Source organism: Streptosporangium sp. NPDC050855, assembly GCF_044456585.1.
Classification (GTDB): domain Bacteria; phylum Actinomycetota; class Actinomycetes; order Streptosporangiales; family Streptosporangiaceae; genus Streptosporangium; species Streptosporangium longisporum.
In genome coordinates this window covers 184,652-205,025 of the sequence record NZ_JBITFY010000013.1, presented here as the reverse complement: position 1 = coordinate 205,025, position 20,374 = coordinate 184,652, and the positions used below count along the sequence as shown (strand labels likewise).

The following is a 20,374-nucleotide window of genomic DNA, read 5'->3' as shown; positions in this document are numbered from 1 at the left end:
CCCCCCGCGAGGGAGCGCGCGGGCGGGAAGGGCGGCCGGACGGGTGCGGGAACGGCTCCGGGCCTGGCGCGGGTTCGGGCTGCGCACCCGCCTGACCCTCCTGTACGGCGGCCTGTTCTTCGGCGCGGGCGCGATCCTGCTCTGGGTCACCTACGCGCTGACGGCCCGGACCATGCAGCAGCGGATCGTCACCCGCATCTCGTCGGTCCCCAAGGACGACCCCCTGCAAAGACCGCTGCCGCCGCCGCAGGAGGAGTTCTTCCTGCGCACCGCCGGAGACCTGCTCCATCAGGTGGAGGCCGGCAAGGCCGACGTGCTGGCGGAGCTGCTGCGCAACTCGGTGATCGGGCTCGTGGTGATCGGCGTGGTCGCGACCCTGCTCGGCCTGCTGATGACCGACCGGGCACTGCGCCCCCTGCAGCGGGTGACCGGTACCGCCGAACGCCTGTCGGAGAGCACCCTGCACGAGCGCATCGCGCTGGACGGCCCGCCCGACCACGTCAAACGCCTGGCCGACACCTTCGACGCGATGCTCGACCGCCTCCAGCGCTCCTTCGACGCCCAGCGCCGCTTCGTCACCAACGCCTCCCACGAGCTGCGCACGCCCATCGCGGTCAACCGGACGCTGATCGAGGTGGCGCTGGAGGAGCCGGACGCCTCCGGCGACGTGCACGCGCTCGGCCGGGCACTGCTCGGCGTCAACGCCCGCCACGAGCGGCTCATCGAGGGGTTGCTGCTGCTGGCCCGTTCGGAGAACGAGCTGGTCGCCCGCAGGCCGGTGGACCTGGAGCACGTCGCGGCGTCGGCGCTGGAACAGCTCGGGGCCACCGCGCGCCGGCGCGGCGTCGCGCTGCGGGCCGACCTGTCGCCCGCCCCTACCCGCGGCGACGCGCTGCTGCTGGAACGCTGCGTGTTCAACCTGGTCGAGAACGCCCTCAAGTACAACGTCCCGGACGGTCACGTGCAGGTACGGCTGGCCGCGAGCGGCGAGGAGCTCACGCTCGTCGTGGACAACACCGGCCCGCTCGTCCCCGCCCACGAGGCCGGTGACCTGTTCGAGCCGTTCCGCCGCCTGCACGACCGGATCGGCTCGGCCCAGGGAGCCGGTCTGGGCCTGTCGATCGTACGGGCCATCGTGGTGGCGCACGACGGCACCGTGACGGCCGTGCCGCGCCCCGGCGGCGGCCTGTCCGTCACGGTACGGCTGCCCCTGGCGCACGAGGCGGCCCGTGCCGCGCGCCTGGCCGGGCCGGGATCGGCCGCGTAGGCGGCCCCGGCCCGCGCGGCCCCGGTCTCTGGACGGGTGTTCCGGCCGGGCCCCGGTGTTCCGGCCGTCGCGTCACCCGGTACTCCTCACGTGAACGGGACCGCGGGGCTCAGCCGCTCACCCGGCGCCGTCGCCGGAGCCCTCCGAGCCCTCCGAGCCCTCCGGACCCCCCGGGCCGCCGCCCGGCCGGCCCGGCAGGTGATGCTCGCAGGCCTTGTGGGCCTTCTCCGAGGCCGCCTCACCCCCCTCGGGACGCTTGATCATCACCCTGCCGTCACCGGGCACGGGGTCGGCCATGTCGACGCCGTGCTCGCGCATGCACCTGGCGAACGCCAGCAGCCGGTCGTGGGCCTCGGGGTCGACACGCGCCTTGCCCTCCCCGCCCCCCATGTACTTCGAGCAGGCCTTGTGCGCCTTCTCCACGGCGCCCTTGTCCTTGCCCCTGACGTGGATCCTGGCCGGGCCGCCGGGCTCGGGGTCGGCCATGTCGATCCCGTTCTCGCGCATGCACCGGGCGAACGCGAGAGGGTCGGGGGACGCCGAGGGCGACACCGAGGGCGAGGCCCCCGACGAGGGCCGGACGGTGTCGGCCACCGAGGCGACACCGCCCCCTGTGGGTGCCTGACCGCAGCCGGCCGGGGCCAGGGCCGCGAGCACCCCGACGAGCAGTGCCGCACGCCGGAAAGTCATGTGGATGCACCTCCGTCCCCGGGAGGTCGGACGCCTCCCGGAGGTGCACCCTGTCTACGGAGGCGAAGGTTAGCGAGGTGTAAGCCCGGCAGGCCCTCCGGATCGGCCCGGCCCGGCGCCCGATCAGAGCGACAGGGAAATTTCTCCCTGTCTGCATCCGTATGCGCCTGAGGAACGAATCACATGACGGCAAGGCTGATGTTTCCGGCCGGAAACCCACGGCAGCCCTCGAATGCCGTAGAACGGAAGGGTACGGCCGGTCCACGGTGCGTACCCGATCGGAGAGGTCGTCCGCTCACGGCGACCGCCTCGCCCGGCGATCCGCCGGCCGCAGACCTCCAGGACCACCCCCAGAACCGAAGCGGAACGGAGAGCCCTTGAACCTGTCGGTGCATCTTTTCCGCGTACGGGCGGCGACGTTCGTGGTCACCGTCGCCGGTGACCTGGACCTGTACACCGCGCCGCTGCTGTCGCCGTCCCTGATCCCCCCTCCGGGACCCGGGCCCTGCCACATCGTGCTGGCCGCGTCCCGCCTGAGCTTCTGCGACGTGGCCGGGCTGCGCCTGCTCACCTCTGCCCACCGGACCCTGAGCGAGACCGGTGGAGGCCTGGCCATCGCCGGGGCGTCGGCCTCGATGCGGCGGCTGACGCCGCTGGTCGCCGGGAGCCCCTCCGACGCGCCGGTGCACTTCGCCGGCGTCACCGAGGCCCTGAGGGCCTGCGCCGAGCCGGGCGGTGAGGACTTCGCCGGTCCGCCGCCCGCATCCCGGCACCTGCCGTCCTTCCGCGGCCTGGGCGCCGGCCGTGCCGTGCCCGCGGGCCTGCGGGCCCGTCGCCACCGCACCTGACCACAGCGGTGACCGTCCTCTGATCGCCGTGGCGCTCGAGGCGGGACGGTCACCGTGACGGGGCCCGCCGGTGCCCGGGCGGGCCGTGGTGACGAGGGTCTCCTCCTATGCCTCGCAGTTGGGCTCGGACTCGCCGCTGCAGGTGTCGAAGTCGGCCCCGCCGTCGGTGGTGTCGTTGCCGAGGTTGCCGGTCAGGAAGTCGTTGCCGCTCCCGCCGACCAGGATGTCGCGGCCCGAACCGCCGGACAGGCGGTCGGAGCCGGCCGAGCCGAAGATCTCGGCGAACAGCGAGGTGTTGTTGCGCACGACGTCGTCCCCGGTCCTGACGTTGACCAGGATGGTGGTGACCCCCGCGCAGGAGACCGTGCTGGGCCCCTGCTGGACGCACCCGGCGCCCGCGGTCACCGAGTGCTGGACGGACGAGACGGTGATCTTGCCGTTGAGGGGCCTGATGTCGATGCTGTCGTTGCCGGTCGTGCCGACGACGGACATGTTCTGGAACGAGCCCACCGTGACGGTGGCCCCGGCGGCGTGGGCCGGAGCCGCCAGGACGGCGCTGGTGGCCAGTCCGGCCGCGGTCAGGGACAGGGTGGCGATGTGGCGACGCATACGCGACATGATGGAATCCTTTTGAAGACGTGTCGTTCGGACGAGTCTCAGAGAACCGCTTTTCCGCGTCGCCGTCTGCGTCATTGTGCGCACATGTCGTGCGCGTTTCCTCAGGCCCCCGAGGTGGGGATACGGGGCCGGGGAAGGCGCCCGGCGTTACCGGGAACGCCACCCGTACATTGAACGCTGATATGCCGGTATATGCCTTTAAATGGCGTTCTTCGATCAGGTGAACCGGATGGAGATCGGCGTGGTGTCTCGCGCATCGAGCCGATCCCCGGCCGATCCCCGGCGGCCCGGCGGCGGGTGCGGGCCACTCGCCCGCACCCGGCGGGAGGGCGTGACGGGCTCAGGGGCGGGCGTTCCGGACGGCCTCGTCCAGTGAGGTGACCGGGCGGCCGAGCAGCCGGGCCAGGTCGCCGGTGCCGGTCTCCAGGTCGCCGCGGGCGATGGACTCGTCCAGCGAGGCGACGAAGGCGGCGGTGCCCGCGTCCAGCCCGCTGCGGCGCAGCGCCTCGGCGTACTCGGCCGGCGGGAGGTCGCGGTAGACGACCTTCGTGCCGGTGACCTCGGTGACGGTCGCGGCCAGCTCGCCGAGGGTGAAGGCGGGGCCGCCGAGTTCGTACACGGCGCCGTCGTGCCCGTCGCCGGTCAGTGCCGTGGCGGCGGCCGCGGCGTAGTCGGCGCGGGGTGCGGCGGAGACCCTGCCGGAACCCGCGGCGCCGAGGATCTCCCCCGCTGCAGGTAGCCGTCGAGCTGGTCGGTGTAGTTCTCGGTGTACCAGCCGTTGCGCAGCAGGGTGTACGGCACGCCGGAGGCGGCCAGGGTCTCCTCGGTGGCCTTGTGGTCGGGCGCCAGCGGGTTGGCGCTGGTGGCGGCGCGCAGGATGCCGGTGTAGACGATGCGCTCGACGCCACCGGCCCGCGCGGCCTCGATCACCGCGGCGTGCTGGGCCGGGCGCCGTCCCGGCTCGTCGCCGGAGATCAGCAGCAGGCGGCCCACCCCGGCCAGGGCGGCCGGCAGCGTCTCGGGCAGCGAGTAGTCGGCCTGGCGCACTTCGACACCGCGCCCGGCCAGGTCGGCGGCCTTGGCCTCGGTACGGGCGACGGCGACGATGTCACCGGCCGGCACGCCCCGGGCGAGCAGGTCGGCGATGACGAGGCGGCCGAGGTGGCCGGTGGCTCCGGTGACGGCATAGGCGGGCATGGGCGGATCCCTTCGATCAGTACTGTGTTTTAGAAAGCACTAACCAAAGTACAGTACCCACTGTTCCGCAGCGACTGGGGTAGGGTGACGGTGTGTCCGAACAGCGCGCGCAGTCTCCGACGAAGCCCTCGACGGAACCCTCGGCGGAGCCCTCCCAGCAGCTCGTCACCGACGTCTTCGCCAGCGCCTGCACCTCCCGCGCCGCCTTCGAGGACGTGACGGCCAAATGGGCCTCGCTCGCCCTGCTGGCCCTGGGCGAGGGCGGCTACCGCTTCAACGCGCTGCGCCGCCGGGTCCAGGGGGTGAGCGAGAAGATGCTGTCGCAGACCCTGCAGGCCCTGGAGCGCGACGGCCTGCTCACCCGCGAGGTCCTCAGCGCGATCCCGCCCCGGGTGGAGTACTCGCTGACCCCGCTGGGGGCCCGGGTCGCCGGGCACCTGCGCGCCCTGGCCGACCTGCTGGAGGAGACCGCCCCCGAGGTGGAGGCGGCCCGGCGGTCCTACGAGCGCCGCCAGGGCTGAGGAGGCTCGCGGAGCTGACGGGGCTCGCGAAGTTCGCGGAGCTCGCGGAGCTCGCGGAGCTCGCGGAGCTCGAGGCCGGGCACGACCAGGCCGAGCTCGTAGGCCAGGACCGCCGCCTGCGTGCGGTCACGGGCGCCCAGCTTGTCCAGGACGTTGGTGACGTGGGTCTTGACCGTCTCCCGCGACACGTGCAGCACCTGTGCGATCTCCGCGTTGGCCTGCCCGAGCGTGATCTGGCGCAGCACCTGCAGCTCGCGCGGGGTCAGGTTCACCGGGTGACGCGGCGTGGCGCTGCCGTGGTGCGGTGAGGCGATGCGCCGCAACGCGTCGGGGAAGAGCACCGCGTCCCGCGAGTGCACCAGCCGGACGGCGTCCACCAGTTCGGCCGCTGGAGCGCGTTTGAGCACGTACCCGGCCGCTCCCGCGCGCAGCGCCCCCCAGACCAGCTGGTCGCTCTCGAAGGTGGTGACCACGACGACACGGGTGCAGGGCGAGCGGCGGGCCAGCTCGGCGGTGGCGGCCAGGCCGTCCATCCGGGGCATGCGGACGTCCATCAGCACGACGTCCGCCCCGGTTCCGGCCTCGACGGCCTCGTGGCCGTCCGCCGCCTCGCCCACGACGGTGAGGTCGTCACAGGCGGAGAGCATCGCCGACCACCCCGTACGGATCAGCCGGTCGTCGTCGGCCAGGACCACGCGGATCACAGCGGCAGCCTCGCCCGCACGCGCCAGGTGGCGCCCGCCTCCTCCAGCGTGCAGGTGCCGCCGACCAGGCGGGCCCGCATGCGCATGCCCGCCAGGCCCCGCCCGTTCACCGCCGGATCCCGGCCGGTCCCGTCGGTGCCGTCGGTGCCGTCGGTGCCGGTACGGGCGCCGGTGGGGTTCTCCACCGTCAGCACCAGGTCGCCGGCGATCGCCACGTCGAGCGTGACGGGGCCGCGCCCGTGACGCAGGGCGTTGGTGAGCGCCTCCCTGGCGATCGCGTACGCGGCGCGCGAGGTCGCCGCCGGGACCCTGTCCAGGTCCGCGGCGCGTACCCGCACGTCGAGACCGTGGGTGAGCGCGCCGAGCGCGCCGAGCGTGGGGGTACGCGCGGTGTCGTCCTCGTCCAGCACGCCGAGCAGCACGTCGAGCTCCTCCTGGGCGGCGCGGGCGGTGTCCAGCAGGTGACCCAGCGAGTCCGCGGCCTGGCCCACCCGGGGTTCGGGCCGCTCCAGCGCCGCCTGCGCGGCCATGCCCTGCACCAGGACCACGCTCAGCGCGTGCCCCACCGCGTCGTGCAGTTCCAGCGCGAGCCTCTGGCGGCGGCCGAGCACCTCCAGCGCCCGGGACGGTTCGGCGCGCAGCAGCCGGCGCGCCGCCTGCCGCTGGCCGAGCCCGGCGACGACCATGGCGGCCACCACCGCACCGGCCAGCAGGAACGGCTCCGCCGTCTGCGCGGGGCTCTCGCGCCAGCCCGCCAGGTCGCCGGCGCGCGCCAGCCCCGGGGACAGCAGGAGCAGCCCGGCGCCCAGCGTGGCGCCGCCGTACAGGTGCAGGCTCGTCAGGGCCACCAGGTAGAGCGGGTCGGCCCTGCCCGGGACGTCGACGTCGAGGAGTTCCGACAGCGCGACGGTCTCGATGCGCCGCACCAGTGGCGCGGCGGCCAGCAGCACGGAGGCGGGCAGGCACGCCGCCCACAGCGTCAGGACGCGCGCCGGCGTCACCTCGGTGAGGATCACCAGGCTGAGCGCCCCCGCCACCGGGGTGAGCAGGGCCGCGCCCAGCAACGGGTAGATCGCCGCCCGCAGGGCGCGTGACATGTGTCCGCTCACGACGACGATGCTAGTGACGGCGCCGCCGGGAACCCTCCCCCGTCAGGGGGAGGTGGCGCGGCGGGGACGTTCCTACGGTGAGCGCCATGACGAGAAACCTCCGGATCGCGAGCGCCCTGCTGTCGATCGCCGTGACGGCCGTCGGTCTGTGGTGGTGGACCACCCCGGCGAGCTACCCCTTCGGTGCGCTCGACCGCGTCACCGTGTCGCTGTCGCACCTGTTCGAGCACGACGTGGGCGGTCCGATGACCGTCGTGGCCGGGCTGGCCGGGCTGGTGACGGCCTTCACCTCGGGCGCGGCGCTGAAGGCGGGCGCGGTCGCGCAGGTCCTGTTCTTCGGCGTGGTGATGTCCGACGCGGGCATCATGTCCCTGCTGGGCTACGGCATGGCACTGATCGGCCCGCCCGCGCTGGTGGCGGTCCTGGTCATGGCCTGCGCGCGCCGCGGACGGGCGGGAATCGCGGCCCTGGTGGTCCTGGTGTCGCTGTTCGTCCTGGTCGCGGGCGGTACGCTCACCGGGCTCGTCCCGTTCGACCGCCTGCTCGCCAACCTCGCCGCGAGCCTCTCCTCCTACGCCGGGCGCGTGGCGTGGACGCTGGCCGACGCGCTGGCCTGCGCCCTGTGGGCGGTCGTCGCGGTGGCGGCCTTGCGGGCCGGTGGCACGCCGCGCTGGGCCCGGCCCGCGGCCGCCGCCCGCTGGGGACGCCCGGTCACGATCGCGGCGGCGCTGTGCCCGCTGCCGTACGCGCTCTACCGGCTGACCTGGCTGACCCCGTGGCCCACCGACATCGGCGCGGCCGAGCTGGCCGCGAACCCGGGCCTGAGGATGCAGGGCCTGGCCATCGGCTTCGGCGCCCTGGGCGGGTCCGTGCTGACGCTCGGCCTGATCGCCAGGTGGGGGGAGGTGTGGCCGCGCTGGGTGCCGGTCCTGCACGGCCGTCCCGTGCCGGTGCGGCTGCCGGTGACCGCGGGAGGACTGGTCGCGGGGGCCTGCTGCCTGGCCTCGCCCGGCCTCACCGTCAACGCCGTACAGTGGGGTCGGCCGCTGCTCCTGCTGCTGTGGCCGTACCCGGTCTGGGGACTGCTGCTGGCCGCCGCGGTCCTGGCCTACCGGCTGCGCCGCACGGCCGGGACCGGCCGGGAGCCCGGATCCGGGAGGCCGGGGTCAGCGCGGGGACGATCGGCCGCCCGGCGGGGCGGGGAGCTCGTGGAGCCGGTGGGCGTCGTCGAACAGGGCGGTCCGGGCCAGGCGCGCGGTGGCCACGGCGGCCAGCGTGGCGGCGGCCAATAGCATGTACATGACCACGATCTGGTAGCGGATCGCGGTCAGCGGTTCCACCCCGGCCAGGATGAGGCCGGTCATGGCACCGGGCAGGCTGATCAGGCCGACGACCTTGGTGGCGTCGACGGCGGGCAGCATCGCGGTCCGCAGGGCGGTACGGGCGTGCGGGGCGAAGGCGGCGGCCGCGTCCAGGCCCAAGCTGAGGCGGGCCTCGATCCGCGGGCGGGCGGTCTCGACCTCCTCGTGCAGGCGGGTCAGCGTCAGGGCCGTGGCCTGCATGGCGCCGGAGACCACCATGCCCGACACCGGGATCAGCACGTGCGGCCGGGTGTCGATCACCGCGAAGACCACCAGCGTGGCCACGGTCACGACGGTCGCCATGCCGACCGCCAGGGTGGCCACGGCGAGGGCGCGCGGCAGGCCGCGGGCGCGGCGGGCGGCGACCCGGCCGGCGATGAGCACCATCACCGCGATCCAGGCGAGCGAGCCGGGCAGGCCGCCGTGGGCGAAGACCGCCGCCAGCACCGCGGCGACGGCGACGAGCTGGCCGAGGGCCCGCGCCGAGGCGACGAGCATGTCGGCGGCCAGACCCAGCCGGGCCCGGCCGGCCAGGAGGGCGGCCAGCGCCACCAGCGCCGCGGAGGCGGCCACCCCCGGCCAGCCGGGGACCGCCGGGGCGGTCACGGCGCCGCCAGGTAGCGCAGGCCGGCCGGGTCGCCGGCCTCGGTCAGCCGTCCGGCCTCCAGCACCAGCGCGTGGCCGGCGAGCCGCCGCGCGTGCGCGGTGCGGTGGCTGACCAGGACCGCGCTGCCGCCGTCGGCGACGAAGGCGGCCAGCAGGTCGTCGACGAGACCGGTCGCGGTGTCGTCCAGCGCCGAGGTGGGCTCGTCCAGCAGCAGCACCTCCGGGCCGGTGGCCAGCGCGCGGGCCAGGCCCAGGCGCTGGACCTGGCCGCCGGACAGGCCCTCGGTGGAGCGGGACAGGAAGGAGGCGCCCAGTCCGACCCGCTCCAGCAGGTCGGCGGCGCGGGCGGCGTCCAGGGCGGGGCGTCCCACGGCCAGTTCCCTCGCCACCGAGTCGGTCAGCAGCGCGGTGTGCTGGGCCACCAGGGCGACCCGGCGGCGCAGCAGCAGCGGGTCGTGACCGCTCAGCGGCCGGCCGTCCAGCAGGATCCGCCCGGTGTCGGGTTCGGCGAGGCGGTTGAGCAGCCGCAGCAGGCTGGACTTGCCCGCCCCGCTGGGCCCGGTCACCAGCGTGCAGCACCCCCTCGGCAGGTGCGCGGAGATGTCGGTCAGGACCGGCGCTCCCCCGCGGCGCAGGCCGACCCCCTCCAGCACGAACCCCGCCTGTGACACGCGAGCCACCTTCCCGTCATCCGCCTGCCGTCTTCCCGGTGGTCTCCCGCCATATTCTGCCGTCGCGCCACCGCTCCACGACGGCCGGGCCCACCCACCTCTTCTCGATGAGGGTAACAACCGTTACAGTGACCACGGTTACGAAAATCAGGAGTGGCCCGTGAATCACGATCCTTCGGCCCCGCCCGGGCACGCCGGGCAGTGGGTGCTGCTGGCCTACCGGATACCGAGCCTGCCCTCGGCGCCGCGCATCGCCGTCTGGCGCAGGCTGGAGCGCCTCGGGGTGGCCCGGCTGGGAGACGGGCTGGTGGCGCTGCCCGCCGACGCGCGTACGCGCGAGCAACTGGACTGGATCGCAGAAGAGATCGTCGCCGCCGACGGCACCGCCACGGTCTGGCTGGCCACCCCCGCGAGCCCGTCCCAGGAACGCGCGATCGCCACGCAGATGCAACAGGCCCGCCGGGAGGAGTACCGGGCGGTCATCGCCGCGGCCCGGGCCGCCGAGGGGGCCAGGGGCGGGGAACGCTCACGCGTGGCGGGCCGGCTCCGCGCCGAGCTGCGCCGCATCGGGCGCCGCGACTTCTTCCCGCCCGCCGAGCGTGACCCGGCCCACCAGGCCGTACGCGCGCTGAACGCGCCCGGACCGGCCTCCGGCCCCGACCTGGCGGAGTCCGCGGAGGCTCACGAGGCGGACGGTCCGGCGGCGCGTGAGGTCACCGAGGCCGCGGGCGGGCCGGTGGACGGCGCGCGGGGCGCGGGGAAGACGGCGGCGCACCGGGGAGGGACCCGATGAGGTGGGCGACCCGCGCGGGCGTGCACATCGACCGTGCGGCGTGCGCCTGGCTCATCCGGCGCCACCTCGATCCCGAGGCGCACTTCGTGTTCGTCGACTCCCCCGAGCAGGTCCCACCCGACGCCACCCCGTTCGACATGCGCGGCGTGGAGCTGTCGCACCACGGCGCCGACTGCAGCTTCGAGACGATCCTGCGCCGCCACGAGCTGACCGACCCGGTGCTGTGGAAGATCGCCGAGATCGTGCACGAGGCCGACATCGACGACGAGCGCTACGACGCCCCCGAGGCGCCCGGCCTGGACGTGATCCTGCGCGGATTGTCGATGACCTGCCACGACGAACGCGTCCTGGAGCTGACCGGCCCGATCTTCGAGGGCCTGTACGAGTACTACCGGCGGGCGTTCCTGCTCGGCCGACCGCCCGCCTGAACCGGAGAGAGCATGACCGACCCACAGACGCAGGGCGCGATCCCCGCGAATCCCGCCAGCCCCGCGGGCCCTGCGACCCCCGCGGGCCCTGCGACCCCCACGACCCCGGGAGGCCCGGGGACCTCCGGGGACGTGATCCCGTTCCGCCAGGCGGTGCGCGCCTGGTTCGGGATCTCCCTGCAGACCTTCGGCGGCCCCGCCGGGCAGATCGCGGTCATGCAGCGCACCCTGGTGGAGGAGAAGCGCTGGATCGGCCAGCAGCGCTTCAACCACGCCCTCAACTACTGCATGCTGCTGCCCGGCCCCGAGGCCCAGCAGCTGGCGATCTACGTCGGCTGGCTGCTGAACGGCACCCGCGGCGGCCTGGTCGCCGGCACCCTGTTCGTGCTGCCCGGCATGCTCGCCCTGCTCGCCCTGTCGGCCGTCTACGTCATCTGGCAGGAAACCTCCCTGGTGGTCGCGCTGTTCGCCGGGATCGCCCCGGCCGTGCTGGCCATCGTCGCCCAGGCCGTCATCCGGGTCGCCAAACGCTCGCTGACCCACCCGGTCTACGTCGCCCTCGCGGTGGCCGCCTTCGCCGCGCTCGCGCTGTTCGCGGTGCCCTTCCCCGTCGTGGTCGCCGTCGCCGCCCTCGTCGGCTGGGCGATCCACCGCTTCAGGCCCGCCCTGGTGAAGAAGGGCGGCGGGCACGGCGCCGACGACGGGCCCGCCCCGCTGATCTCCGACGACGCCCTGCACCACGCCACCCCCAGCTGGCGCTCGGCGGGCAAGATCCTGGCGGTGGGACTGGCCGCCTGGTGGCTGCCGGTGGCCGCCGTGGCCCTGCTGACCGGCACCGACAGCGTCTTCACCACCCAGGGGCTGTTCTTCTCCGGCACCGCCCTGGTCACCTTCGGCGGCGCGTACGCGGTGCTGGCCTTCGTCGCCCAGCAGGCCGTGCAGACCTACGGCTGGCTCAGCCCCGGTGAGATGGTGCGCGGCCTGGCCCTGGCCGAGTCCACCCCCGGACCGCTCATCATGGTCGTGCAGTTCGTCGCCTTCCTCGGCGCCTTCCGCGACCCCGGCCCGCTCACCCCCTGGGCGGGTGCGCTGCTGGGCGCCCTGCTGACCACCTGGGTCACCTTCGTGCCGTGTTTCCTGTTCATCTTCCTGGGCGCCCCCTACATCGAGCGGCTCCGCCACAACGCCGCGATCAGCGCCGCGCTGACCGGCATCACGGCCGCCGTCGTCGGCGTCATCGCCAACCTCGCCGTGTACTTCGCCCAGCACACCCTGTTCGACGTCACCCACGTGTGGAGCTGGGGACCGCTGCACGTCCAGGTGCCCGAGGTCGGCAGCCTCGACCTCCTGGCGCTGGCCATCACCGCGGCGGCGCTGGTGATGACGTTCGTGCTGCGCTGGCCGATGCTGCGCATCCTGGGCGTCTGCGCGCTGCTCGGCATCGCCTCCCTGCTGCTGCCCTGACCCGGCACCCCCCTGACCCAGGGCGCCTCATTGACCCGCCCCCCTTGACCCGCCCGACCCCGCCGTGCCGCTCTCCCGGCTCGCCTTTCCGAAGGCCGGGAGAGCGGCACGCCGGGTCAGGAGGTGCAGGGGGCGGGTCAGGAGGCGCCGGTCCGTGCCGTGGTGACCGCCACGGTGGCGTAGCGCGCCGTGAAGCCGCCGCCCGCCGCGTCGATCGCCGCCCCGATCCCGTCCAGGACCTCTCGCAGCTTGTCCTGGGGCAACCGGCTGTGGCCGCCGAAGGTGGGGACCTGGTCCAGCCACTCGTCACGGGTGTAGGACCGCTCCCAGTCGAAGCGCCACTGCTCCGGCTCGCCGAAGGCGCCCGCCTGCCGGATCCCGTCGGCGGCCTTGTCGAACATCACCCCGTACGCCTCCAGGGCGGGCATCACCCGGTCGTAGATCGGCAGGTCGGGCAGCACCCGGCGGTAGGCCTCCAGGAAGGCCTCGGCGATCTCGGGCGGGGGCTGGTTCACGTTCCAGAACAGGGCCAGCCGGCCACCGGGCCGCAGCACCCGCGCGGCCTTGACCGCTCCGGCGACCGGGTCCACCCAGTGCCAGGTCTGGGCGGCGACGACCGCGTCGAACGTGCGGCCGGCGTCGTCCCAGGTCTCGAACGGCGCCACCTCGACGTCGAGCCCGCGCTCTCGCGCCCATCCGGCCATCCGGGCGTCGGCCTCGACCCCGAGCACGGTGCAGCCGGCCGCCAGGAACCGCCGGGCGGCGATGCCGGTGCCGATGCCGACGTCGAGGACGTCGCGTCCGGGTGCGGCGGCGGTGATCCGCTCGATCAGGGCGTCGGGGTAGCGGGGCCGGGTGCGGTCGTAGCGCTCGGGATCGGCGCCGAACGACTCGGCCACCTGCCGGTTCCGGTGGATGTCCTGCTCGCGGCCGGGCTCCGCCGCCCGTGACGTAGTGGGCATGCGCCCACCGTAGTGGGCACGTGCCCACTCGTCAATAATCGAGTCAGGGCCCGGCGAGCGAAGGGGAGGCACCCCGTGCCGACAGGGGTACACATCCGCGACGCGCGCGCGCAGCTGTTCGACGCCGCCGAGCGTGTCCTGCTCCGGGACGGCGCGAACGCGCTGACCAGCCGGGCGGTCACCACCGAGGCGGGCTGCGCCAAGGGCGTCCTGCACCGGCACTTCGCCGACTTCGACGCCTTCCTCGCCGAGCTCGTGCTGGACCGCGTCGGCCGGATGGACGACCGGACCGCCGCCCTGCGCGAGTCCGCCGGCGCCGGCACCGTCGCCGGCAACCTCACCGGCGCGCTGACGTCGCTGTTCGAGTCGGTCGCGCTGGCGCTCGTCGGCCTCATCGCCGCCCGCGACGAACTCCGCGCCCGCCTGCGCCGGGACCTGCCGGCCGGCGTCCCGGTGCTGACGGAGGCCGCGATCATGATCGCGGCCTACCTGACCGCCGAGCGCGACCTGGGCCGGATCGCGCCGGACGCCGACGTCGACACGCTCGCGGCCATGCTGATCGGGACCACGCACCTGCTCTACGCCGGACACGAGGGCACCCCGCCCGAGACCGAGGCCGTCCGCAAGATCGTGACCACGGTCCTGTCCGGCGCCGTACCGCGAACGTAACGGAAGAAGATCACCTCTTCCCAAAGATCCACAAGGCGCCTAGCGTCATGCCCCAGATGCTCTTCACCGGTGAAGAAGGAGCCTGGGAATGGCCGATCCGACGACCGTCAGGGACCCGGCCGACGCCGGGCTGGCCCGCGACGACTACGCCCTGGAACGGGTGCCGCGCGAGGCCCGCTACGGCTGGGTCACCGTCGCGGTGCAGCGGTTCGGCATGCTCAGCGCCCTGTCGCAGTTCCTGCTGGGCGCCACCCTCGGCATGGGCATGAGGTTCTGGGACGCGGTCTTGGCCATCACGCTCGGCGCGGTGATCCTGGAGGTCGTCGCGATCGCGATCGGCATCGCCGGGATGCGCGAGGGCTTGTCGACGGCCGTGCTGGCCCGCTGGACCGGCTTCGGCCGGCACGGCGCGACCGTGGTCGGCCTGGTCGTCGCCACCGCGCTGCTGGGCTGGTTCGGCGTGCAGTCGGCCGTGCTCGCCCAGGGCCTGGCCTCCCTGCTGGGCGGGCCGCCGGTCTGGGTGTGGTCGATCGTGGCGGGCCTGGCCGTCACCGCCATCGTGGTGCACGGCTTCGCCGGCATGGCGTGGACGGCCTGGATCACCGTCCCGGCCTTCCTCGCGCTGGCCGGCTGGGCGATCGCCGACCAGCTCTCGGAGCACTCCCTGGGCGCGCTGGTCGCCTCCGCGCCCGCCGGACCGGCCATCGGCCTGGCCGAGGGCGCCACCATCGTGGCCGGCGGCTTCATCGTCGGCGCGGTGATCAGCCCGGACATGTGCCGGTGGAACCGCAGCGCCGCCGACGTGGTCAAGCAGACCGTCGTGGGCATCACGCTCGGCGAGTACGTCATCGCGCTGGTGGGGGTGCTGCTGGCCCACGCGCTGCGCACCGGCGACGTGATCGCCATCGTCACCACCACCTCCGGCGTGATCGGCACGATCGTGCTGATCACCGCGACGCTGAAGATCAACGACTGGAACCTGTACGCCGCCAGCCTGGGCACGGCCAACGCCCTGGACACCGCCTTCGGCGCCCGGCCCGGCCGCGCGCTGCTCACCGTCGCCCTCGGGGTGATCGGCACCGCCCTGGCCGCCGCCGGGATCCTCGACCACCTGATCGACTTCTTCGTCCTGCTCGGGGTGGGCATCCCGCCGATCGCCGGCATCATGATCGCCGAGTACTACCTGGTACGCCGCTGGCGCCCCGCCCTGGACGCCTCCGCGGCCACCGGCACCCTGCCGGACTCCGCGCCGGGATGGGTCCCGGCGGCACTGGTGATCTGGCTGGCCGCCGCCCTGGTCGGCAAGTACCTCACCTGGGGCATCCCCGCCCTCAACGCCCTGGCGGTGGCCTTCGCCGCCTACGCCGTGGCGGGCAGGCTCGGCCTGACCGGCGGCCCCGGGACGCGGACGGCCACCACCGGCTGACCCCCGCCGGATCGAAAGGCCCGCCCGCTCCCCCGTCCCGGCGTCATCGCCCGACCTTCCCGAGGAGTCACCCGTGCGCGTTGGGATCGACGTGGGAGGCACCCACACCGACGCCGTCCTGATGGACGCGGCCACCGTGGTGGCGTCGGTCAAGACCGCCACCACCCAGGACGTCACCGGCGGGGTGGTCACCGCCCTGCACGACCTCGTCGGCTCGGCCGGCATCGACCGCGACCGGATCGGCGCGGTGATGATCGGCACCACCCACTTCACCAACGCGCTGGTGACCGGGCGGGGTCTGGCGCGCACCGGAGTGGTGCGGCTGGCGCTGCCGGCCACCTCCGGCCTCCCTCCCCTGGTCAACTGGCCCGCCGCCCTGCACGCGGCGATCGACCCGCGCGTCCACCTGTGCCACGGCGGACACGAGTTCGACGGCCGGGCCATCGCCCCCCTGCGCCGCGAGGAGCTGCTGCGCGTCGCCGAGGACCTGGAGGCACACGACATCCGCACGGTCGCGATCGGCTCGGTGTTCTCCCCCGCCGCCCCGGAGCTGGAGGAACAGGCCGCCGACATCCTGCTGGAGGAGCTGCCGCACCTGCACGTGAGCCTGTCGCACCAGCTCGGCCGGATCGGGCTGCTGGAACGCGAGAACGCCACCGTCGTCAACGCCTGCCTGCGCGAGCTGGCCGACGAGATCGTCGGGGCGTTCGTCGGGGCCCTGCGCACGGCCGGGATCTCCGCGCCGCTGTACCTGTCGCAGAACGACGGCACCCTGATGGACGCCGAGTACACCCGCCGCTACCCGGTACGCACCTTCGCCTCCGGCCCGACCAACTCGATGCGCGGCGCGGCGTTCCTGGCCGGGGAACTGTCCGACTGCGCGGTCGTCGACATCGGCGGCACCACCACCGACGTCGGCGTGATCGGCCGCGGCTACCCGCGCCAGGCCACCGGCGAGGTCGACATCGGCGGGGTGCGCACCAACTTCCGGATGCCGGACGTGCTGTCGATCGGCCTGGGCGGCGGCAGCCTCGTCACCACCGGCCCCTCTGTGTCGGCCGGACCCGACAGCGTCGGGTTCCGGCTCACCCGCCAGGCCCTGGTGTTCGGCGGCGACGTGCTCACCGCCACCGACCTGGCCGTCGCGGGCGGCCTGGCCGAGATCGGAGACCCCTCCCTGGTACGGCACCTGGACCCCGGCCTGGTCCGGAGCGGCCTGGAGTGGATGGCCGGCCGGGTCGTCGAGCTGGTCGACCGGATGAGGGTGTCGGCCGCGCCGCTGCCGATCGTCGTGGTCGGCGGCGGCGGCGTGCTCATGCCCGAGGTGCTCCCCGGGGACCTGGCCGTGCACCGGCCGCCGCACCACGCGGTCGCCAACGCCATCGGCGCCGCCATCGGCCAGATCGGCGGCGACGTCGACCGGGTCGTCGCCGTCGACGGCCCCCGCGCCCGCGAGGAGGCCATCGCCGCCGCCCGCGCCGAGGCCGAACGGATCGCCGTCTCCGCGGGCGCCGCCCCCGGCACCGTCAGGATCGTCGACGTCACCGAGGTGCACGTGGCCTACCTGCCCGGCGGCAGGCGCGTCCAGGTCCGCGCGGTGGGCGACCTGGACCTGGAACACCGTTCCGCGGGCGGCCCCGCCGGAGACGGACCCGGCGCCGAGGCCGGCACCGCACGAGGACACGAACAGGACGCGAGGCGATGAGTTTCACCCTGACCCCGGAGAATCTCGGCGATCTGGCCGAGGGCGCGGCCGTGCTGGGCACCGGCGGGGGCGGCGACCCCTACATCGGCCGGCTGCTCGTCGAGCGGCAGCTGCGGGCGGGCCGCGAGGTGCGGATCGTCGACCTCGACACGTTGCGCAACGACGCCCTGGTGGTCGCGGTGGCGATGATGGGAGCCCCCACCGTCTTCATCGAGAAACTCCCCTCCCCCGAGGGCAGCGTGGCCGCGCTGCGCGCCCTGGAAAGGCACCTGGGCCGCGCCGTGGACGCGATCATGCCGCTCGAGGCCGGCGGCCTGAACAGCATGATGCCGCTGGTGGCGGCCGCGGCGGCGGACCTGCCGGTCGTCGACGCCGACGGGATGGGCCGAGCCTTCCCCGAGATCCAGATGGTCACGTTCAACGTGGCGGGAGTGCCGGGCTCCCCGATGGGCATCGCCTCCGACCACGGCGACAGCGCCGTCATCGAGGCCGCCGACAACGACCGGATGGAGTGGCTGGCCCGCGGCCTGACCATCCGGATGGGCGGCGCCGCCTACACCGCCAGCTACCCCATGAGCGCCGCCACCGTGCGCGAGACCGCGGTGCCCGGCACCCTGGGCCTGGCCCTGAAGATCGGCACCGCGCTGCGCACCGCCCGCGAGCGCCACCGCGACCCGTTCGATGCGCTGACCGACGCATTGCGCGGCACCTTCTACTCCCACGGCCGCGTCCTGTTCCGCGGCAAGGTCGTCGACGTCGACCGCACCACCGTCGGCGGGTTCGCCCGCGGCCAGGTCACCCTGGCCGCGAGCGGCGACCCCGGCGACCCCGGTGACCGGATCGTCATCACCTTCCAGAACGAGCACCTGGTCGCGGTCCGCGCGGGCGAGCACGGGCACGACGGCCAGGTCGCCGCGATCGTCCCCGACCTGATCTGCACGCTGAACACCGAGACCGGCAGGCCGGTCACCACCGAGGCCCTGGCGTACGGGCAGCGCCTGACCGTCTACGCCATCTCCACCCCCGCCATCATGCGCAGCCCCGAGGCCCTGGCGTGCTTCGGCCCGTCCGCCTTCGGCCTGGACCGGCCCTACACGCCGCTCGAGGAGCTGACCCCCGCCACCCCCTGACGAGCCGCGCCCGCTTCCCGGCGTCCCGCCCCGTGCCTCACCGGGCGGCGGGCGCCTTCGCCGCGCGGTAGTGGTAGCCGCACACCTCCTCGAAGCCCGCCCGCGCGTACAGCCGCACGGCCGCGTCGTTGCCGCACTCCACCTGCAGGTACATCCGATCCGCGTCCCGGGTGCGGGTCCAGGCGGCCAGTGCGGCGAGCACCCGGCGGGCCGCGCCCCTGCCCCGCGCCCGCGGAAGCGTCGCCATCCCGAACACCCCCGCCCAGCCGTCGTCGGCGACCGCCCGGCCCACCGCGACCACCTCGGTTCCGGCGATCACCGAGGCGTACGCGCTCGGCGCCTCCACCCGGCCGAGCAGCTCCCGCTCGCCGTCGTGACCGTGCACGGCGCGCAGGCCCTCGAACCAGTCGTCCGTCGGACGCCCGTCCACCCGCACCCGCAGGGGCTCGGCCGGCGCCTGCTGCCGGGCCCGTTCCGGCACCCGCGCTGCCGGGGCCTGCTCCCTGGTCCGCTCCAGCACCCGTGCGGCCGGGGCCGCCTGGAGCGACACCCGGCCACCGCGCTGGTAGCCGCGCTCGGCCAGGAACGCGTCGAGGCCGTCGGGGCAGGCCCCCGGGGTGATCTGGAAGCGGGTGTCCAGGCCGTGGCGGGCGTAGAAGTCCTCGGCCGCCTTCACCCCGGCCTCCAGCCCCTCCGGCCCGGCCTCGCCGTGCGGCAGCACCGTCCCCACCCACCAGGAGCAGCCGGGCGCCAGGCGCAGCCACCATCCGCCCAGGCGCTCGACGTGCTCGGCGGGCAGGGCCCGGGCCGCCCTCTCCTGAAGGCCCCTGACCAGACGCGGATCGGCGGCAGAGATCATTTCTGTATCGTGGCACGAGACCGGCGCGGGTCCGGACGCCTTGACATCCGCCCCGGTCGGGCGACCGCGCGCTCCGGGACCGCCGCGGCCGCCGGGCCCTGCGGACGGCCGCCGCCGGGTGGTATCGTCGCGACGTGCGGATGATCCACTCGTTCCTTTGCTGGTGGCGCCCCTGAGGGGGCGGCATTGTTCATTCGCGTGACCTGATGACGCGGCCGCCCGATACGGGCGGCCGTTTCGTGTGTTCGTACCTCGGTGGCCCGTCCGGGCGGTCTCCCGATCCCGAGGGAGCCACACCCATGCCACGACGACTCACCGGCTTCACCCCGTCCGGCGACCTGCACCTGGGCAACCACATCGGCGCGATCGCACCGATCGTCGCCGGGCAGGCCACCACGGACACCGTGGTGTTCATCTCCGACCTGCACGCCCTGACCCTGGAACACGACCCGGCCGACGTACGGCGGCGGACGCTGGAGTTCGCCACCGTCCTGCTGGCCGCGGGCGCCGACCCCGGCACGTGCCTGTTCCTGGTGCAGTCGCACGTCCCCGAGCACACCGAGCTGCACTACCTGCTGGAGTGCGCCACCGGGTACGGCGAGGCCCAGCGGATGATCCAGTTCAAGGAGAAGGCCGGCCGCCAGAGCCAGGTCCGGATGTCGCTGCTGACCTACCCGATCCTGATGGCCGCCGACATCCTGCTGTACGACACCGACGAGGTGCCCGTCGGCGAGGACCAGAGCCAGCACGTGGAGCTGGCCCGCGACATCGCCCAGCGGTTCAACACCCGCTACGGCCCCACCTTCACCGTCCCCCGCGCGGTCAACCCACCGGTCGCGGCCCGCATCATGGACCTGACCTCACCCGGCGACAAGATGAGCAAGTCGGCCCCCTCGGCGGCCGGGGCGCTGCGGCTGCTCGACGAGCCGGACGTCCTGCGGCGCAAGGTGATGCGCGCGGTCACCGACACCGACGGCGTGGTGAGCTACGACCCGGACCGCAAACCGGGGGTGTCGAACCTGCTCGCCGTCCTGGCCGCCTGCACCGGCGACGAGCCGCGGCGGCTGGCCGGGCGGTTCGACCGGTACGGCGAGCTGAAGGAGGCGGTCGCCGACGCGGTGGTGGCCACCCTCGCGCCCGTCCGGGAGCGTTACCTGCGGCTGGCCGAGGACCCGGGGCACGTCCGGAAGGTCCTGCGGGCCGGTGCCGAGCGTGCCCGCGAGTCGGCCGGCGTGAAGGTACGCCAGGCCAAGGCGGCGATCGGCCTGCTCCCCGGCTGAGACCACGCCCGCGTCACCCACCGCCTTCACCCGCAGGCGACCTTCAGGAGCGCGCGCGCCCGTCCC

The 20,374-nt window shown here is 74.4% G+C and carries 21 protein-coding genes; 11 read left to right on the top strand and 10 right to left on the bottom strand.

The genetic code is table 11. The features are described from left to right. Window positions 1-43 precede the first annotated feature (43 nt). Window positions 44-1,267, top strand: a complete 1,224-nt coding sequence (locus ACIBCT_RS25870; protein ID WP_399192697.1) for a sensor histidine kinase — start codon at window positions 44-46, stop codon at window positions 1,265-1,267. A 117-nt stretch (window positions 1,268-1,384) separates the two neighbouring features. Here ACIBCT_RS25870 and ACIBCT_RS25865 read toward each other — a convergent pair whose 3' ends face one another. After that, on the bottom strand, window positions 1,385-1,957 hold the full coding sequence (locus tag ACIBCT_RS25865) for a hypothetical protein (RefSeq protein WP_399192695.1): 573 nt from the start codon (window positions 1,955-1,957) through the stop codon (window positions 1,385-1,387). A 377-nt stretch (window positions 1,958-2,334) separates the two neighbouring features. Here ACIBCT_RS25865 and ACIBCT_RS25860 point away from each other — a divergent pair, with 377 nt between their 5' ends. Then, the gene (locus tag ACIBCT_RS25860) at window positions 2,335-2,805 is read left to right on the top strand and encodes an STAS domain-containing protein (protein ID WP_399192693.1); all 471 of its coding nucleotides are present in this window, start codon (window positions 2,335-2,337) and stop codon (window positions 2,803-2,805) included. 105 nt (window positions 2,806-2,910) lie between these two features. Here ACIBCT_RS25860 and ACIBCT_RS25855 read toward each other — a convergent pair whose 3' ends face one another. The 3 genes from ACIBCT_RS25855 to ACIBCT_RS25845 all read right to left on the bottom strand — a co-directional run bounded on the left by ACIBCT_RS25855 (window position 2,911) and on the right by ACIBCT_RS25845 (window position 4,620). Further along, window positions 2,911-3,423 carry a hypothetical protein gene (locus ACIBCT_RS25855; RefSeq protein WP_399192691.1) on the bottom strand — a complete coding sequence of 171 codons (513 nt, stop codon included), beginning with the start codon at window positions 3,421-3,423 and terminating at the stop codon, window positions 2,911-2,913. A gap of 340 nt (window positions 3,424-3,763) precedes the next feature. After that, entirely contained in the window at window positions 3,764-4,042 is a 279-nt protein-coding gene (locus ACIBCT_RS25850; RefSeq protein WP_399192689.1) for a hypothetical protein, read from the bottom strand. A 23-nt stretch (window positions 4,043-4,065) separates the two neighbouring features. Further along, window positions 4,066-4,620: an NAD(P)H-binding protein gene (locus ACIBCT_RS25845; protein ID WP_399192687.1), complete on the bottom strand. Its 555-nt coding sequence runs from the start codon at window positions 4,618-4,620 to the stop codon at window positions 4,066-4,068. Window positions 4,621-4,712: 92 nt separating this feature from the next. Here ACIBCT_RS25845 and ACIBCT_RS25840 point away from each other — a divergent pair, with 92 nt between their 5' ends. Next, on the top strand, window positions 4,713-5,141 hold the full coding sequence (locus ACIBCT_RS25840; RefSeq protein WP_399192685.1) for a winged helix-turn-helix transcriptional regulator: 429 nt from the start codon (window positions 4,713-4,715) through the stop codon (window positions 5,139-5,141). On the opposite strand, the gene ACIBCT_RS25835 is transcribed toward ACIBCT_RS25840, so the two are convergent. The 4 genes from ACIBCT_RS25835 to ACIBCT_RS25820 form a co-directional block, all read right to left on the bottom strand. Further along, a complete protein-coding gene (locus ACIBCT_RS25835; RefSeq protein ID WP_399192683.1) occupies window positions 5,120-5,845 on the bottom strand; it encodes a response regulator in 726 nt (241 codons plus the stop codon). The two genes, ACIBCT_RS25840 and ACIBCT_RS25835, sit on opposite strands and share 22 nt — an antisense overlap. Further along, on the bottom strand, window positions 5,842-6,954 hold the full coding sequence (locus tag ACIBCT_RS25830; protein ID WP_399192681.1) for a sensor histidine kinase: 1,113 nt from the start codon (window positions 6,952-6,954) through the stop codon (window positions 5,842-5,844). Before ACIBCT_RS25830 ends, ACIBCT_RS25835 begins: the two co-directional genes overlap by 4 nt. 1,166 nt (window positions 6,955-8,120) lie before the next feature. Continuing rightward, window positions 8,121-8,921 (bottom strand): ABC transporter permease, encoded by an 801-nt coding sequence (locus tag ACIBCT_RS25825; protein ID WP_399192679.1) that lies wholly within the window; start codon window positions 8,919-8,921, stop codon window positions 8,121-8,123. Further along, on the bottom strand, window positions 8,918-9,592 hold the full coding sequence (locus ACIBCT_RS25820; protein WP_399192677.1) for an ATP-binding cassette domain-containing protein: 675 nt from the start codon (window positions 9,590-9,592) through the stop codon (window positions 8,918-8,920). The genes ACIBCT_RS25825 and ACIBCT_RS25820 overlap by 4 nt, the downstream gene beginning before the upstream one ends. Before the next feature lie 160 nt (window positions 9,593-9,752). On the opposite strand from ACIBCT_RS25820, the gene ACIBCT_RS25815 reads away from it, so the two are divergent. The 3 genes from ACIBCT_RS25815 to chrA are packed head-to-tail and all read left to right on the top strand — an operon-like array spanning window position 9,753 to window position 12,277. Then, window positions 9,753-10,385: a Chromate resistance protein ChrB gene (locus tag ACIBCT_RS25815; RefSeq protein WP_399192675.1), complete on the top strand. Its 633-nt coding sequence runs from the start codon at window positions 9,753-9,755 to the stop codon at window positions 10,383-10,385. Continuing rightward, on the top strand, window positions 10,382-10,813 hold the full coding sequence (locus ACIBCT_RS25810) for a chromate resistance protein ChrB domain-containing protein (RefSeq protein ID WP_399192673.1): 432 nt from the start codon (window positions 10,382-10,384) through the stop codon (window positions 10,811-10,813). The genes ACIBCT_RS25815 and ACIBCT_RS25810 overlap by 4 nt, the downstream gene beginning before the upstream one ends. 12 nt (window positions 10,814-10,825) lie before the next feature. Next, the gene (gene chrA / locus ACIBCT_RS25805; protein ID WP_399192671.1) at window positions 10,826-12,277 is read left to right on the top strand and encodes a chromate efflux transporter; all 1,452 of its coding nucleotides are present in this window, start codon (window positions 10,826-10,828) and stop codon (window positions 12,275-12,277) included. A gap of 137 nt (window positions 12,278-12,414) precedes the next feature. On the opposite strand, the gene ACIBCT_RS25800 is transcribed toward chrA, so the two are convergent. After that, window positions 12,415-13,239 (bottom strand): class I SAM-dependent methyltransferase, encoded by an 825-nt coding sequence (locus ACIBCT_RS25800; protein ID WP_399192669.1) that lies wholly within the window; start codon window positions 13,237-13,239, stop codon window positions 12,415-12,417. Window positions 13,240-13,314: 75 nt separating this feature from the next. On the opposite strand from ACIBCT_RS25800, the gene ACIBCT_RS25795 reads away from it, so the two are divergent. The 4 genes from ACIBCT_RS25795 (at window position 13,315) to ACIBCT_RS25780 (ending at window position 18,169) form a co-directional block, all read left to right on the top strand. Further along, complete coding sequence (locus ACIBCT_RS25795; protein ID WP_399192667.1) at window positions 13,315-13,908, top strand: TetR family transcriptional regulator; 594 nt, start codon at window positions 13,315-13,317, stop codon at window positions 13,906-13,908. Window positions 13,909-13,996: 88 nt separating this feature from the next. Then, the gene (locus ACIBCT_RS25790) at window positions 13,997-15,334 is read left to right on the top strand and encodes a purine-cytosine permease family protein (protein WP_399192665.1); all 1,338 of its coding nucleotides are present in this window, start codon (window positions 13,997-13,999) and stop codon (window positions 15,332-15,334) included. Window positions 15,335-15,407: 73 nt separating this feature from the next. After that, window positions 15,408-17,039 carry a hydantoinase/oxoprolinase N-terminal domain-containing protein gene (locus ACIBCT_RS25785; protein ID WP_399192663.1) on the top strand — a complete coding sequence of 544 codons (1,632 nt, stop codon included), beginning with the start codon at window positions 15,408-15,410 and terminating at the stop codon, window positions 17,037-17,039. Continuing rightward, complete coding sequence (locus ACIBCT_RS25780; protein ID WP_399192661.1) at window positions 17,036-18,169, top strand: DUF917 domain-containing protein; 1,134 nt, start codon at window positions 17,036-17,038, stop codon at window positions 18,167-18,169. Before ACIBCT_RS25785 ends, ACIBCT_RS25780 begins: the two co-directional genes overlap by 4 nt. Before the next feature lie 37 nt (window positions 18,170-18,206). Here ACIBCT_RS25780 and ACIBCT_RS25775 read toward each other — a convergent pair whose 3' ends face one another. Next, window positions 18,207-19,028, bottom strand: a complete 822-nt coding sequence (locus ACIBCT_RS25775) for a GNAT family N-acetyltransferase (protein ID WP_399192659.1) — start codon at window positions 19,026-19,028, stop codon at window positions 18,207-18,209. Window positions 19,029-19,327: 299 nt separating this feature from the next. Here ACIBCT_RS25775 and trpS point away from each other — a divergent pair, with 299 nt between their 5' ends. Then, window positions 19,328-20,308, top strand: a complete 981-nt coding sequence (trpS, locus tag ACIBCT_RS25770) for a tryptophan--tRNA ligase (protein ID WP_399192657.1) — start codon at window positions 19,328-19,330, stop codon at window positions 20,306-20,308. Window positions 20,309-20,374 lie beyond the last annotated feature (66 nt).

What these genes read in the sequence shown, in the direction of transcription:
- ACIBCT_RS25865 (WP_399192695.1), bottom strand. Translation starts at nt 1,957, where the DNA reads ATGACTTTCCGGCGTGCGGCACTGCTCGTCGGGGTGCTCGCGGCCCTG.
- ACIBCT_RS25855 (WP_399192691.1), bottom strand. Translation starts at nt 3,423, where the DNA reads ATGTCGCGTATGCGTCGCCACATCGCCACCCTGTCCCTGACCGCGGCC.
- ACIBCT_RS25845 (WP_399192687.1), bottom strand. Translation starts at nt 4,620, where the DNA reads ATGCCCGCCTATGCCGTCACCGGAGCCACCGGCCACCTCGGCCGCCTC.
- ACIBCT_RS25810 (WP_399192673.1), top strand. Translation starts at nt 10,382, where the DNA reads ATGAGGTGGGCGACCCGCGCGGGCGTGCACATCGACCGTGCGGCGTGC.
- chrA (WP_399192671.1), top strand. Translation starts at nt 10,826, where the DNA reads ATGACCGACCCACAGACGCAGGGCGCGATCCCCGCGAATCCCGCCAGC.
- ACIBCT_RS25800 (WP_399192669.1), bottom strand. Translation starts at nt 13,239, where the DNA reads ATGCCCACTACGTCACGGGCGGCGGAGCCCGGCCGCGAGCAGGACATC.
- ACIBCT_RS25790 (WP_399192665.1), top strand. Translation starts at nt 13,997, where the DNA reads ATGGCCGATCCGACGACCGTCAGGGACCCGGCCGACGCCGGGCTGGCC.
- ACIBCT_RS25780 (WP_399192661.1), top strand. Translation starts at nt 17,036, where the DNA reads ATGAGTTTCACCCTGACCCCGGAGAATCTCGGCGATCTGGCCGAGGGC.
- ACIBCT_RS25775 (WP_399192659.1), bottom strand. Translation starts at nt 19,028, where the DNA reads ATGATCTCTGCCGCCGATCCGCGTCTGGTCAGGGGCCTTCAGGAGAGG.
- trpS (WP_399192657.1), top strand. Translation starts at nt 19,328, where the DNA reads ATGCCACGACGACTCACCGGCTTCACCCCGTCCGGCGACCTGCACCTG.